Raw genomic sequence first — 14870 nt, forward strand, 5'->3', positions numbered from 1 at the left:
TCATTAACCCAAAGGGGGCTAATTCAGGTGCAGCATTATACGCTGCCTTTTTCCTAACTGTTACCCTGCGTCAGCAACTTACGAAAAATAAGCCTCAGTCGCAGATGAAATTGTTAACTCAATCAACAAATCAGGATAACTAAGTTTAGCGACGAGAAGATGACCATGCCAAAAAAAACGGATATCAGTGATATCCGTTTCAGACTGCTGACAAAGTCCGTTATTAGGGAGAGTGCACCGTTGGGGTCGTAGCGGGCTTGCCCGCCGGAGCGCCCCTAGGTGTGCTATGCCCGGGTATCTCGATCATCAAGACAACTTTGTCATCAAACTCAAACGGATATCAGTGATATCCGTTTTAACCAGCTTATGTGCGCTTCGCTCAGGCCAGGGTACTGATTGCCGCCAGACGTTCGAAGTAATCAGGGAAGGTTTTGGCGGTACATTTCGGATCAAGAATAGTCACGGGGGTATCGGACAACGCCACCAGCGAGAAACACATCGCCATGCGGTGATCGTTATAGGTGCCAATTTCGGCGAAGGTCAACGACGCCGGAGGATCGATACGAATATAGTCCTCGCCCTCTTCCACGGTAGCGCCCACTTTACGCAACTCGGTCGCCATTGCCGTCAGGCGATCCGTCTCTTTTACCCGCCAGTTATAGATATTGCGCAGCGTGGTTGGCCCCTGGGCAAAAAGTGCGGCAGTAGCAATGGTCATGGCAGCATCCGGGATATGATTCATATCCATATCAATGCCGTGCAACTCACCGCGGCTGCATTCGATATAGTCATCCGCCCAGCGAATGGTGGCGCCCATTTTTTCCAGCACGTCGGCAAAACGAATATCGCCCTGCATGCTGTTCTTGCCAATCCCGGTGACACGCACTGTGCCGCCCTTAATGGCCGCTGCGGCCAGAAAATAGGATGCTGAAGAGGCATCGCCTTCCACCAGATAATTGCCCGGTGACAAATACGTCTGTTTGGCCTGCACGCGGAACTGCTGGTAATTTTCGTTGACCACCGTCACGCCAAAGGTTTTCATCAGATTCAGGGTGATATCGATATAAGGTTTTGACACCAGATCGCCTTTGATGCGGATTAGCGTATCGGTTTCCGCCAAAGGTGCGGTCATGAGTAGCGCGGTAAGAAACTGGCTGGAAACACTGCCATCAACGCTGATTTCCCCGCCTTTAAAACCGCCGCGCAGGCGCAGGGGGGGATAGTTTTCCTGTTCCAGATAATCAATTTGGGCACCACCGAGACGCAATGCATCGACCAGATGGCCGATGGGACGTTCTTTCATGCGCGGTTCACCGGTCAGTACCACATCTTGCTGGCCTAAACACAGCGCCGCCGCCAGCGGACGCATGGCGGTGCCAGCATTGCCCAGGAACAGTTCCAGCGCCTGGGTCTGTGGGAAAATACCGCCCAGACCGTCAATTTCGCAGTGGGTGCGGTCGGCCGACAAACGGTGGGTAACTCCCAATTGTGTAAGCGCATTGAGCATATGGCGAACATCATCGCTGTCGAGCAAATTGGTCAAACGCGTGGTGCCACGGGCAAAAGCCGCCAGTAACAGGGCACGATTGGATACGCTTTTTGAGCCAGGTAAGTTGATGCTACCGTTAACCAGAGCAACAGGTTGTAGGGTCAGGGCTTCCACAGAATATCCATCCTTACTATCTTTTCATTATTCATCTAAAAACATAACCCCGGACGCGATGCCGGGGTTAGGCTTCATAACCAGCACTCCTGTAAAAAGAAGTGCAAATCAAACAGTTGGCAATAAAACTAACTTAAGCGTGACGTTTTTCAAAATCGGTCATAAACGAGGTCAACGCCTGTACGCCAGCCAAAGGCATGGCATTATAGATGGAGGCACGCATCCCGCCTACCACGCGATGGCCTTTCAGCGCATGCAAACCGGCATCTACCGACTCTTTCAGGAACAGGGCATCGAGGGCTGAATCGGCCAACTGGAAAGGCACGTTCATACGCGAACGGTTAGCGTCGGCCACCTGATTGCGATAGAAATTGCTGCTATCGATGGTGTGATAAAGCAGCTCGGCTTTCGCCTGGTTGCGTTTTTCCATTTCTTGCAGGCCGCCCTGCTCTTTCAGCCACTTGAATACCATGCCAGACAGGTACCAGGCAAAGGTCGGTGGCGTGTTGAACATGGAGTCGTTGTCGGCCAGCACTTTATAGTCGAGGATTGACGGCAACTCTTTACGCGCTTTACCCAGCAGGTCGTCGCGGACAATAACCAGCGTCAGACCAGCAGGACCGATGTTTTTCTGTGCGCCGGCATAGACGATACCAAAACGGCTAACATCAATAGGACGCGAAAGGATGGTAGACGAGTAGTCCGCCACTATCACTTTGTCGCCAAAATCAGGCATTTCGTCAATGGCCAGGCCGTCGATGGTTTCATTCGGGCAGTAATGCACATAAGCGGCATCCTTGCTGAGTGTCCATTGGCTCATTGGCAGCAGAGCACGCTTGTCGCCCTGAGTGGTGGTAATATCAATAACGTTAGGGGTGCAATATTTTTGCGCTTCTTTTACTGCGCTATGCGCCCAGTAACCGCCATCGATATAATCTGCCGTTGCCTTGTCGCCCAGCAGGTTCATCGGGATCGCCGCGAACTGTGCACGGGCACCGCCGTGACAAAACAGAACCTTATAGTTCGAGGGAATATTCATCAGGTCACGAATATCCTTTTCGGATTCTTCGGCTACCTGGATAAACTCCTTGCTGCGGTGACTGATTTCCATCACCGAGGTACCGAGACCGTGCCAGTTGCAGAGTTCTTGTTCAGCACGACGTAACACTTCAGCCGGGATCATCGCCGGACCTGAGCTAAAATTATAAACCTGAGTCATTTCCCCTCACCACTTCTCTTAGATAGTCATTCATTTGAAAGCCTGTAGATACCCGGCACGCTGAAAACTATCGGGTATTGTTGTTGCCGGTTCGCCATCTTGACCCGCTTGCCATAGCAACAACCATTTTATCGGTTTTATCACTGGTATCCCATTGCTGCAATGGTTATTCATCCTTGAGTCATAATCAGTAATAAATTTCATACCCTGTGGCCTGATATTCTTTCTGCTTTTCCCCAAGCATCCGCTCTCTGACGGCGATCACAAAAATTTGCCGACAAGTTACCGCCTGATCACCACGAATTCGACGGTTATTAACAATCATGTAATGAATACGTGGAGCTAAAAGGGAAAACCCCGTATCATTGCGCGTTTTTAGAACGCATATAAGTGAACTCAATGACGCAAACCTTTATCCCAGGCAAAGACGCGGCGCTGGAAGTCTCCATCTCCCGTTTTCAGCAAAAACTCACCGACCTCGGTTTTAATATTGAAGAGGCCTCGTGGCTGAATCCGGTTCCACACGTATGGTCGGTGCATATTCGCGATCGCGATTGCCCGCTGTGCTTTACCAACGGCAAAGGAGCCAGTAAAAAAGCGGCATTAGCCTCGGCGCTGGGCGAATACTTTGAACGCCTGTCTACCAACTATTTCTTTGCCGATTTCTATCTTGGCAAAGCCATTGCCGAAGGCGAGTTTGTTCACTATCCCAATGAAAAGTGGTTCCCTGTACCGCAGGATAACAGCCTGCCCGCCGGGATCCTCGATCCACGTCTGCATGCGTTTTACGACGAAAATCAGGAACTGACCGCCAGCGATCTGATCGATCTGCAATCCGGCAACCTCGAGCGCGGTATCTGCGCCCTGCCGTTTACCCGTCAGTCCGATCTGCAAACCGTTTATATTCCGATGAACATTATCGGTAACCTGTATGTCTCTAACGGCATGTCGGCCGGTAATACCGCCAACGAAGCCCGCGTACAGGGGCTGTCCGAAGTCTTTGAACGTTATATCAAAAACCGCATTATTGCCGAATCTATCAGCCTGCCTGAGATCCCGGCTGAGGTGCTGGCCCGCTACCCTGGCGTGATTGAAGCCATCGCCAAACTGGAAGAGGAAGGGTTCCCGATCCTGTCCTATGATGCGTCACTGGGTGGCAACTACCCGGTTATCTGCGTAGTGTTGTTTAATCCAGCCAATGGCACCTGCTTTGCCTCGTTCGGTGCCCACCCTGATTTTGGTGTCGCCCTGGAGCGTACCGTCACCGAGCTGCTGCAAGGTCGCAGTCTGAAAGACCTCGACGTTTTCACTGCGCCGACCTTCGACGATGAAGAAGTGGCGGAATATGCCAACCTTGAAACCCACTTTATCGATTCCAGCGGTCTGATTTCCTGGGATATGTTCAAACAGGATGCCGACTACCCGTTTGTTGACTGGAGTTTTAGCGGCAGCACCGAAGAAGAATTTGCTACGTTGATGGCGATCTTCCAGAAAGAAGATGCCGAAGTCTATATCGCTGATTACGAACATCTGGATGTTTACGCCTGCCGCATCATTGTTCCCGGCATGTCTGATATCTATCCGGCCGAAGACCTGCTGATGGCCAACAACAGTATGGGCGCGCATCTGCGTGAACAGATCCTGGCGCTGCCAGACAGCGAATTTACGCCAGAAGAGTACCTCGGCATGATCACCGCCTTCGATGATGAAGGTCTGGATGACTTCACCCGCGTTCGCGAGTTGCTGGGTATTGCCAGCGGCAAAGATAATGGCTGGTACACTTTGCGCGTCGGTGAACTCAAGTCAATGCTGGCGCTGGCCGGTGGTGACTTTGAGCAGGCACTGGTCTGGGCTGAATGGGCTCATGAGTTTAACGCCTCGGTCTACACCGCAGAGCGCAACAACTATTATCGTTGCCTGCAAACCTTGTTGCAGTTGGCGCTCGAGCCTGAACGCGATGCCGCGCAGTATTACAACGCCTTTGTGAAGATGTACGGTCAGGATGCCGTTGAACGTGCCTCGGCAGCTATTAGCGGTGAAGAGCGTTTCTATGGCTTGTTTGCCGTGGATGCCGATCTGCGCGCACTGCCTGCCCATCAGGGTCTGCTGGCCGCGTATGAGAAACTGCAGGTTGCCAAAAAACGCTATTGGTCAAAAGCCTGACGGACAACGATCACCCAACCGCATTACCTTAATATACCGGCGGGAAACTGCCGGGCAGACTGCTGACAAAATCCGTTATTAGGGAGAGTGCACCGTTGGGGTCGTAGCGGGCTTGCCCGCCGGAGCGCCCCCAGGTGTGCTATGCCCGGGTATCTCGATCATCAAGACGACTTTGTCATCAAACTCACCGGCGGGAAACTGCCGGTTTTTTATTGCCGATAAGAAGCTTGTCGGCCTGCAGATGCTTTGCAAGCTGGCGATACGCGGTTTGACTCTTGTACAAAAGAAGGGTTAAATGTCGGCAAATTAAAAACAGCTCAGGTTTTTCCCACCAACAAATGCCCGTTTTTATTTCTGAATAGTGATTTTTTCAACCACGACATTAAACAAAATTTAACAATCACAGATAAAATGCAATCTCTCAAGTCATTTACTTTTGTTGAATTAAACTTTTTCTGTAAAATTTAAAAAATTGTTTATACTTAATAAACAACGAGTTATCTAGAAAACACCCCCTTACTGCTTAGTTCCTGTACGACACGTTTAGTCTGCTTATGATCCAAATCAATATCCAGACTATACTGCCTTGCTACTATTAGTCATGTAGTACATAGCCCTTATAGAGAGAGTTAATGTGAACACTGACAACCCCTTCAATTTAATATTACCTGCGGCAACAGCAAAAATCGCTGAAGATGCCGGGGTATATAAAGCTACCAAGCAGCCGATTAAAACCTTTTTTCTGGCTATCACTGCCGGTGTCTTTATCTCGATTGCCTTTGTTTTTTACATTACCTCAACGACCGGGACCTCATCCGTTCCTTTTGGCTTGGCCAAATTGGTCGGAGGTATCTGTTTTTCCCTGGGATTAATGCTGGTTGTTGTTTGCGGCGCGGATTTGTTCACCTCAACGGTGCTTATCGTTATCGCCAAAGCCAGCGGCAGGATCACCTGGGGTCAGCTGGCACGCAATTGGCTGAATGTCTATATTGGTAACTTGATCGGTGCACTGTTTTTCGTAGGGCTGATTTGGTTCTCGGGCATGTATATGACCGCCAATGGACTCTGGGGGCTGAACGTTTTACAAACCGCCGACCATAAATTACATCATACCTTTGTAGAAGCCGTATGCCTGGGTATCCTGGCAAATCTGATGGTATGCCTGGCGGTGTGGATGAGTTACTCTGGTCGCAGCCTGATGGACAAGATGTTCGCCATGATCCTGCCTGTTGCCATGTTTGTTGCCAGCGGTTTTGAGCACAGCATTGCCAACATGTTTATGATCCCGCTGGGGATCGTCATTAAAAATTTCGCCACTCCTGACTTCTGGCAGGCAGTAGGCAGCGCACCAGAAAAATTTGCCGAACTGAATATTTCCAACTTTATTATGGACAACCTGATCCCCGTCACTATCGGTAACATTATTGGCGGCAGTCTGTTGGTCGGCTTAACGTACTGGGTCATATATCTGCGTGATGAGCAACATTAAGTTTGATGGTGCTTGTTGCGAAAGTTTCAACTGGTTTTCAAGTCATTCCGTTAACGCTATTTCTTGAAAAAAAATCATATTAGAAGGTAGGTGCAAAATGTCCAAGCTCAATGAAAAATTGACCACCGCATGGCAGGGTTTTAGCGCTGGTGACTGGCAGAATGGAGTCAACGTACGCGACTTTATTCAGAAAAACTATGCCCCTTACGAGGGTGACGAGTCTTTCCTGGCTGGTGCAACCAAAGCGACCTCCACTCTGTGGGACAGCGTTATGGAAGGCATCAAACAAGAGAACGCTACCAAAGCGCCTGTTGATTTTGATACCGACGTTGTTGCAACCATCACTTCTCACGATGCCGGTTACATCAATAAATCTTTAGAAACCATCGTTGGTCTGCAAACTGACGCGCCATTGAAACGTGCCCTGATCCCATTTGGCGGCATTAAAATGGTTGAAGGTTCATGTAAAGTTTATGGTCGTGAACTGGATCCACAGATCAAGAAAGTCTTCAGCGAATACCGTAAGACTCACAACCAGGGTGTGTTTGACGTTTATACCAAAGACATTCTGAACTGCCGTAAATCTGGTGTGCTGACCGGCCTGCCTGATGCATACGGTCGTGGCCGTATCATCGGTGACTATCGTCGCATCGCACTGTACGGTATCGATTTCCTGATGGCCGACAAATACGCTCAATTCCTGTCACTGCAAGACCGACTGGAAAATGGCGAAGACCTGGAAATGACCATCCAGCTGCGTGAAGAAATCTCTGAACAGCATCGTGCCCTGGGTCAAATCAAAGAAATGGCAGCCAAATATGGTTATGACATTTCTGGTCCTGCTACCACCGCACAAGAAGCTGTACAGTGGACTTACTTCGGCTATTTGGCTGCGGTTAAATCTCAGAACGGCGCTGCCATGTCATTCGGTCGCGTATCTACCTTCCTTGACGTATTCATCGAACGCGATATCAAAGCCGGTAAACTGACTGAAGAACAAGCTCAGGAACTGATTGACCACCTGGTCATGAAACTGCGTATGGTGCGTTTCCTGCGTACTCCTGAATATGATGAACTGTTCTCCGGTGACCCAATCTGGGCAACAGAATCTCTGGCAGGTATGGGCGTTGATGGCCGTACTCTGGTTACCAAAAACAGCTTCCGTTTCCTGAATACCCTGTACACCATGGGGCCTTCACCAGAACCGAACATGACCATCCTGTGGTCTGAAAAACTGCCAGTTAACTTCAAGAAATTCGCAGCTAAAGTCTCTATCGATACTTCATCAATTCAGTACGAAAATGATGATTTGATGCGTCCTGACTTTAACAACGACGACTACGCGATTGCTTGCTGCGTGAGCCCAATGGTTGTGGGTAAACAAATGCAGTTCTTTGGCGCACGTGCCAACCTGGCAAAAACCATGCTGTATGCAATCAACGGCGGCGTGGATGAAAAACTGAAAATCCAGGTCGGTCCGAAAGAAGCACCAATGATGGACGACGTGCTGGAATACGAAAAAGTGCTGGCCCGTATGGATCACTTTATGGATTGGCTGGCTAAACAGTACGTGACTGCGCTGAACATCATTCACTACATGCATGACAAATACAGCTATGAAGCTGCATTGATGGCACTGCATGACCGTGACGTTTATCGCACCATGGCTTGTGGTATCGCTGGTCTGTCTGTTGCTGCCGACTCACTGTCAGCAATCAAATATGCCAAAGTCAGCACCATCCGTGATGCCGATGGCCTGGCAATCGACTTCAAAATTGAAGGCGAATATCCACAGTTCGGTAACAACGATTCACGCGTTGATGACATCGCCTGTGACCTGGTAGAACGTTTCATGAAGAAAATTCAGAAACTGCGTACCTACCGTGGCGCTGTAGCAACTCAGTCAGTACTTACCATTACTTCTAACGTTGTATACGGTAAGAAAACCGGTAACACTCCAGACGGTCGTCGCGCTGGCGCACCATTCGGACCAGGTGCCAACCCAATGCACGGTCGCGATCAGAAAGGTGCTGTTGCCTCTCTGACCTCTGTTGCCAAACTGCCGTTTGCCTACGCTAAAGATGGTATCTCTTATACCTTCTCTATCGTTCCAAACGCACTGGGTAAAGATGATGACGTTCGTAAAGCTAACCTGGCTGGTTTGATGGATGGTTATTTCCATCACGAATCTTCCATCGAAGGCGGTCAACACCTGAACGTTAACGTTATGAACCGTGAAATGCTGTTAGACGCGATGGAAAACCCGGACAAATATCCGCAGCTGACCATCCGTGTATCAGGTTATGCCGTTCGCTTTAACTCATTGACCAAAGAACAGCAACAAGACGTTATTACTCGTACCTTTACCAAAACCATGTAAAGGATGTTGCCAGGCCATTAATTTACCTGCGGGCAGATAAATGGCCTAAAATAGAGGCTCCACAACTGTGGGGCCTTTCTTCTATCTGATATCTGACACTCCATCGCAACAAGCAATCTGTTTTGCCAGAGGTCTAGCCCACTGGTTCGCTGGCAAAACAGTTTTCACGTATAAAAACTCAATACTTGGTAACACCCATAATATCTATAGTACTCCAGGTGTAGCGGCACAGATTCGCCACGCATTTTATGGTGAATGGAGGTAATATTATTACACTACAACGAATTTTGGGGCATTCCAGCGGACAACAGATCCTGGTTTATGCGCACTTTGCACCGCCGTTGAGCACGATGCAGTCTCATTGAACCCACTTAACGGAGTGTCCATATCATGTCCACGAATCTGCACTACTTAGGACTAAGTGAAACTTTATGACTAACTTAACCAATTGTAATCCAACGGAAATAGCCGCTGAATCAGAAGAGAAGGTGCCCGTACTCGGTCGCATCCACTCCTATGAATCCTGCGGTACCGTTGATGGCCCTGGCATACGCTTTATCGCGTTTTTCCAGGGTTGCCTGATGCGCTGTCTGTATTGCCATAACCGCGATACCTGGGACACCCACGGCGGTAAAGAGATTAACGTCGAAGACTTGATGAAAGAGGTGGTGACCTATCGCCACTTTATGAATGCCTCCGGCGGCGGTGTGACCGCTTCCGGCGGTGAAGCGATATTACAGGCCGAGTTTGTACGCGACTGGTTCCGCGCCTGCCACAAGGCGGATATCAATACCTGTCTCGATACCAACGGCTTTGTCCGTCGCTATGACCCGGTGATTGACGAACTGCTGGATGTTACCGATCTGGTAATGCTGGATCTGAAGCAGATGAATGACGATATTCACCAGAATCTGGTCGGGGTATCCAATCATCGCACACTGGATTTTGCCCGCTATCTGGCTAAACGCAATCAACGTACCTGGATACGCTACGTGGTAGTACCAGGCTGGTCAGATGACGATAAGTCGGCGCATATGCTCGGTGAATTTACCAAGGATATGACCAATATCGAAAAGATTGAGCTGCTGCCGTATCATGAGCTGGGCAAACATAAATGGATTGCCATGGGCGAAGAGTATGGTCTCGAAGGCGTCAACCCGCCGACTAAAGAGATTATGGAGCGCGTAAAAGGCATTCTCGAAGGTTATGGTCATAAGGTTATCTATTAAGATATCCCCTCCCCCCGGTCACTTACATTAGTAAGTGACCGGGGTAAGCGAAGGCAGCCAACGCGGCTGTAGCCTGAAAGATGACTCTCTTTATTCCCCTATAGATTTCAGGTTACAGCAAGGCGGCAACTGAGCGCATCCCCGGGAGCTTACACTAGTAAGTGACCGGGGTAAGCGAAGGCAGCCAACACGGCTGTAGCCTGAAAGATGACTCTCTGTATTCCCCTATAGATTTCAGGTTACAGCAAGGCGGCAACTGAGCGCATTCCCGGGAGCTTACATTAGTAAGTGATCGGGGTAAGAGAAGGCAGCCAACACGGCTGTAGCCTGAAAGATGACTCTCTTTATTCCCCTATAGATTTCAGGTTACAACAAGGCGGCAACTGAGCGCATCCCCGGGAGCTTACATTAGTAAGTGACCGGGGTAAGCGAAGGCAGCCAACGCGGCTGTAGCCTGAAAGATGACTCTCTGTATTCCCCTATAGATTTCAGGTTACAGCAAGGCGGCAACTGAGCGCATCCCCGGGAGCTTACATTAGTAAGTGACCGGGGTAAGCGAAGGCAGACAACGCAGCTGTAGCCTGAAAGATGACTCTCTTTATTCCCCTATAGATTTCAGGTTACAGCAAGGCGGCAACTGAGCGCATCCCCGGGAGCTTACATTAGTAAGTGACCGGGGTAAGCGAAGGCAGCCAACGCAGCTGTAGCCTGAAAGATGACGGGGAATTTAGGCAGCGGCGATCGGCGTTGATCGATGATCCGCTTTTCGCAGCAACATCACCAAATAGACCAGCGCTACCGCCGCAATACTAATAAACAGCACGCCATCGGAATAGTTTTGCATCAGCATTGCGGTCATACTTGGTCCGGCAAGGCTCCCGAGAGTGTAGCTCATCAATAATGCCTGGTTCATGGCCACCAGCTCGTCGGGATTGACCTTTTCGCAAGCCCAGGACATGGCCACCGGATAGAGCGTAAATCCGGCACAGCCAAGGATAAACAGCGCGGGGGCCATGGCATAGCCGCTGAGCATCGCCATACAGGCCAGGATAACCACAAATACCTGGACGCGCAGCACGATCAATCGACCATAACGGTCGGCCAAACGCCCCACCGGCCATTGACCGATAATGCCGGAGCTGATCAACAGCGCCATCCAGTAACCTACATCGGCATCATCAAGACCTCGATGCGCCAGAAACAGCGGCATCAGGCCGTATAGCGAGCCCAATACCACGCCCGAAATAATACAGCCATGAAGGCCCAGGCGGGCACTGCGTCGTCTAAACATTGGCCAGACGGCGACATGGGATTGCGCACTGTCCTGGTTGACAATATGGGCAAACAGCAGTGGCAGCATGGCGATAACAATCAGCGCCGTCACCCAGGGGATCACACTTAGCAACTGGGTGGGAACTTTGCCTAACAGCAGTTGGCCTGCTACGGTGCCGATATAGTAGACGATCATATAAGCCGCCAGCAGTTGCCCGCGATTCTTCAGGGTGCCGCTGCGCAATAATGCGCTCTCCACCACCACCCAAATCAGCGCACAGCCGATACCGGCGATAAAACGCCAGCCGATCCAGGCAAAAAAGTTGCCGGAAAAAGCCAGCCCGGCGGTCGCCACGGCAAAAAACAGACATGAAAGTTGATAGCTGTTGTTAAAACCAAGCCGTTTAATCAAACGACCGGCGATCAGCGTTCCCAGCAGATTCCCCGCATAGTAAGAAGAGCTGACCAGCCCGACCTGCCAGGTAGGTAATGACTCATGGGTCAGCCACAAAGGCACCAGCGTGCTTAACACCGCCATAGAGACGGTCAACAGTAAAAGGCCACAGAGCAGCAATATCACCGGGCGAGAATAAGCAGACATAGGGAATGACCGACCAGAAATGCAATGAAATTGGCGGCATCATGCCATTGGCGAGATAAAAGTCAATCGGCTGAAATTGGCGTTGCGCACAATCTGCATTGTCATGATTTAAATAACTCATCAATCGCTAGCCGGGGTAAAAGTCAGCCTTAATGGTGAGGGTTATAGCTCCATGATAACAAACAAATTTACATTTACCGCAACCGGTACATTGATCGTTTTTAACCACAGGTTGATGATGTTGATTAAAAAATATCGCTGAACCTGGACAGGCAATTTCACACATACGACAGCCATCATCCAGTCGGCCAAGACACTGGCTGGAAATCACCGGCCGTAACCCGGTATCCATGGGTAAAGTGGCATCAAGAGCGTCTTTGCTACAGGCACGGGTACAGTCGGCGCATAAATTACAATCGGCATAATCGACCTGCAACTGCGCTTTTTGCTGCTCAAGATAAATAATACCGTAGGCACAGGCCTGTACGCAGTCGCCACAGCCATCGCAACGTTGCAAAAACAGCGGTTCAACGACGGCCTGCGGCGGTCGCGGCACCTGGCGACGCCATACCTGCGTAGTCGGTGCCGGTAACAGCGCCTGCTTGCCAGGCTGTAACAGGCTGCGAAACAGGGCACGTCGACTGATCGTACGCACGCTCATCCAGGCACGGTAATAACGGGCATCGCGCATTAGTAGTAAAGCTCCACTTCCTTGATATTACCTGCGCAGCGCTGCTGCCACCCTTGCAAGGTAGCACGGGTCAGCAAGGCGATAGCCTGATAGAACGGGTGCTGCGCCCCTTGCTGCAACCGCTCCAGGTAGCGCCCGCTCCAGCATAAAAGATGATCGCCAAGAAATTCGGGCAACCATTGCGGTTCCTGCTCCGCCAGCCAGGCGGCCATCATCAGCATCAGCCCGATATGATCCTCCGGTTCTGCCTGATCAAAATGGGGGGCGATGCCGTGGGACTGCATCCATTGCCGCAGTTGCAGCGTCGAGGTACCAAACAGCACGCTCTCTTTATCCAGGTAGACCGATCCCCACGGCGGTGCCGGCAAAGCATAGGGACCAATAAACAGGCGCTGAAAAGCGTCGCTTAGTGACTCGGGATAAGTTGCACTTGCCGCTATATCATTGGCGATGGCCGCGCTAAGCGCATGACTAAGGTCAGGCCATTGTGCCAGCCCCTCTTCTTGTGCCAGGAGTCGAATCAACGGCTGCACCTGTGGCGACTCGGGGGGAAAATAGAGCAGTGCCCCCAGGATCCTGCCAGTCACCCCGATCAATGCTGTGGACATGGTTACCTCATAGCCCGGCGGCAAGTGCATGGGTAACTTGCCGCCAATAAAATCAACCGGCAATAGCCAGTCCAACGGTCATATGCAAACCATAGAAGATCGCCCGACCCAGCATTTCACCGGAGAACACCAGAACAAAAGCCAACACCAGGGAAGCAATCGCCGGTCGTTTGCGCAGAATAAGCGGACACAGCCAACAACCTAGTCCCAGCACCAGCAACAGCAGCCGCCAGACTGATAACAGCGCATAATCAGGTATCAGGGTCGAGGCTGACTGTAGTGAAGTGTGGATCGTCGCCAGATCACTGCTTTGTAAAATCACCGCCGACAGACTGATTAATAGCGCCAGCACGCTAATCGCCGGTAAAATACGCAACGCTGCCCCCTGAATATCCGCACCGCGCAACAATAAATAACCCAGTAGCGGACCGGCAATCAGCACGGTCATGATGAAGGAAATCGCGGTAAAACCGTTATCCCAGGTAGGAACAGTATTGATGGCATACACCCGACACATGGCATACACAAAGCCGAGTGCAGCGATCAGCGTCAATCCCAGCCAGACCCGACCTAGCGCCAGCGGCATTTTTTTCAGCGTCGCCAGCAGCCAGTAGATGCCACCGAGAGCGAAAAACAGTGAACCACTGCCGATTTCATTACTTAGCGGCGAAGCCCCCAGACGGTTAAGGGAGTTCAGGGCGCGCAAAGGGGAGCCAAGGTGCAACACCGAGGCAATAAAGGCTATCGCCATCAGGACCCAGAGAAAAAACATGGCCAGGTGAATACGGCTTCGCTCTTGCGCTGTAAGCCGGGTAAACAGTGCCAACGCCAGTACAATAAAACCGCCCACTACGCACTGCCCGAGGACCGTAAAGACCATCAGGGGCCATTCTTGCCATCCGTTTCCCATCTTAAACCTCCTTCGGATTGGCCAAAAAGCCGCTGGTATCGCCTACCGGGCGGCACTGGGCATTCGGCTTAATCACAATATTAGGTTGGGTAAAGTGCGCCGCGGGCAAGGGGGCCACTTCGGCCAGCGATCCGTATTTGGCACGCAGTTCGTCAATGGGTGCCATATCCAGCGCACGCAGCGGGCAGGATTCGACGCAGATCGGTTTTTTACCCTCGGCCACCCGCTGGTAGCAACCATCACATTTAGTCATATGTCCCTTGGCGGCGTTGTACTGTGGCGCGCCGTAAGGACAGGCCATATGGCAATAGCGACAGCCGATGCAGATATCCTCATCGACCACCACAAAGCCGTCTTCCCGCTTGTGCATGGCACCGCTGGGACACACTTTGGTACAGGCCGGATCGGCGCAGTGGTTACAGGCAATCGACAGATAATAGGCAAAGACATTCTGCTGCCATCCGCTGCCATCCTGTTGCCACTCGCCCCCGGCATACTCATAGATACGGCGGAAGCTGACGTCCGGCGTCAGATTCTTGAAGTCTTTACAAGCCAGCTCACAGGTTTTACACCCGGTGCAGCGACTTGAATCAATATAAAAACCATATTGTGTGGTCATCGAACACTCCATTAAACCTTAGCCAC

General features: G+C 51.0%; 11 protein-coding genes and 1 pseudogene. 5 read left to right on the forward strand and 7 right to left on the reverse strand.

From position 1 onward, the window contains the following. Window positions 1-379 precede the first annotated feature (379 nt). Window positions 380-1663 (reverse strand): 3-phosphoshikimate 1-carboxyvinyltransferase, encoded by a 1284-nt coding sequence (gene aroA / locus GW590_RS09585; protein ID WP_169402790.1) that lies wholly within the window; start codon window positions 1661-1663, stop codon window positions 380-382. A gap of 133 nt (window positions 1664-1796) precedes the next feature. Further along, complete coding sequence (serC, locus tag GW590_RS09590) at window positions 1797-2882, reverse strand: 3-phosphoserine/phosphohydroxythreonine transaminase (protein WP_169402791.1); 1086 nt, start codon at window positions 2880-2882, stop codon at window positions 1797-1799. A gap of 399 nt (window positions 2883-3281) precedes the next feature. Between serC and ycaO the strand changes: the two genes are divergently transcribed. The 5 genes and pseudogenes from ycaO (at window position 3282) to pflA (ending at window position 10143) form a co-directional block, all read left to right on the forward strand. Next, window positions 3282-5045: a 30S ribosomal protein S12 methylthiotransferase accessory factor YcaO gene (gene ycaO / locus GW590_RS09595; RefSeq protein WP_169402792.1), complete on the forward strand. Its 1764-nt coding sequence runs from the start codon at window positions 3282-3284 to the stop codon at window positions 5043-5045. A 634-nt stretch (window positions 5046-5679) separates the two neighbouring features. Next, window positions 5680-6534 carry a formate transporter FocA gene (focA, locus tag GW590_RS09600; RefSeq protein WP_169402793.1) on the forward strand — a complete coding sequence of 285 codons (855 nt, stop codon included), beginning with the start codon at window positions 5680-5682 and terminating at the stop codon, window positions 6532-6534. A 97-nt stretch (window positions 6535-6631) separates the two neighbouring features. Next, the gene (gene pflB, locus GW590_RS09605) at window positions 6632-8914 is read left to right on the forward strand and encodes a formate C-acetyltransferase (RefSeq protein ID WP_169402794.1); all 2283 of its coding nucleotides are present in this window, start codon (window positions 6632-6634) and stop codon (window positions 8912-8914) included. 224 nt (window positions 8915-9138) lie between these two features. Beyond that, window positions 9139-9329 (forward strand): annotated as a pseudogene (locus GW590_RS24330) (site-specific integrase); the annotation flags it as partial. Window positions 9330-9402: 73 nt separating this feature from the next. Next, complete coding sequence (pflA, locus tag GW590_RS09615; protein ID WP_169402947.1) at window positions 9403-10143, forward strand: pyruvate formate lyase 1-activating protein; 741 nt, start codon at window positions 9403-9405, stop codon at window positions 10141-10143. 727 nt (window positions 10144-10870) lie between these two features. Here the strand turns inward: pflA and GW590_RS09620 are convergent. From GW590_RS09620 to GW590_RS09640, 5 genes are all read right to left on the reverse strand, one after another. Further along, complete coding sequence (locus tag GW590_RS09620) at window positions 10871-12016, reverse strand: MFS transporter (protein WP_169402795.1); 1146 nt, start codon at window positions 12014-12016, stop codon at window positions 10871-10873. A gap of 127 nt (window positions 12017-12143) precedes the next feature. Beyond that, window positions 12144-12707, reverse strand: a complete 564-nt coding sequence (gene napF, locus GW590_RS09625) for a ferredoxin-type protein NapF (protein ID WP_169402796.1) — start codon at window positions 12705-12707, stop codon at window positions 12144-12146. Continuing rightward, complete coding sequence (dmsD, locus tag GW590_RS09630; RefSeq protein WP_169402797.1) at window positions 12707-13315, reverse strand: Tat proofreading chaperone DmsD; 609 nt, start codon at window positions 13313-13315, stop codon at window positions 12707-12709. The genes napF and dmsD overlap by 1 nt, the downstream gene beginning before the upstream one ends. Before the next feature lie 52 nt (window positions 13316-13367). Continuing rightward, window positions 13368-14225 (reverse strand): DmsC/YnfH family molybdoenzyme membrane anchor subunit, encoded by an 858-nt coding sequence (locus tag GW590_RS09635; RefSeq protein ID WP_169402798.1) that lies wholly within the window; start codon window positions 14223-14225, stop codon window positions 13368-13370. A 1-nt stretch (window position 14226) separates the two neighbouring features. Then, window positions 14227-14844, reverse strand: a complete 618-nt coding sequence (locus tag GW590_RS09640) for a DMSO/selenate family reductase complex B subunit (RefSeq protein WP_169402799.1) — start codon at window positions 14842-14844, stop codon at window positions 14227-14229. Window positions 14845-14870 lie beyond the last annotated feature (26 nt).

The organism is Rouxiella aceris, from assembly GCF_012933545.1.
In the GTDB taxonomy this organism is placed as follows: domain Bacteria; phylum Pseudomonadota; class Gammaproteobacteria; order Enterobacterales; family Enterobacteriaceae; genus Rouxiella; species Rouxiella aceris.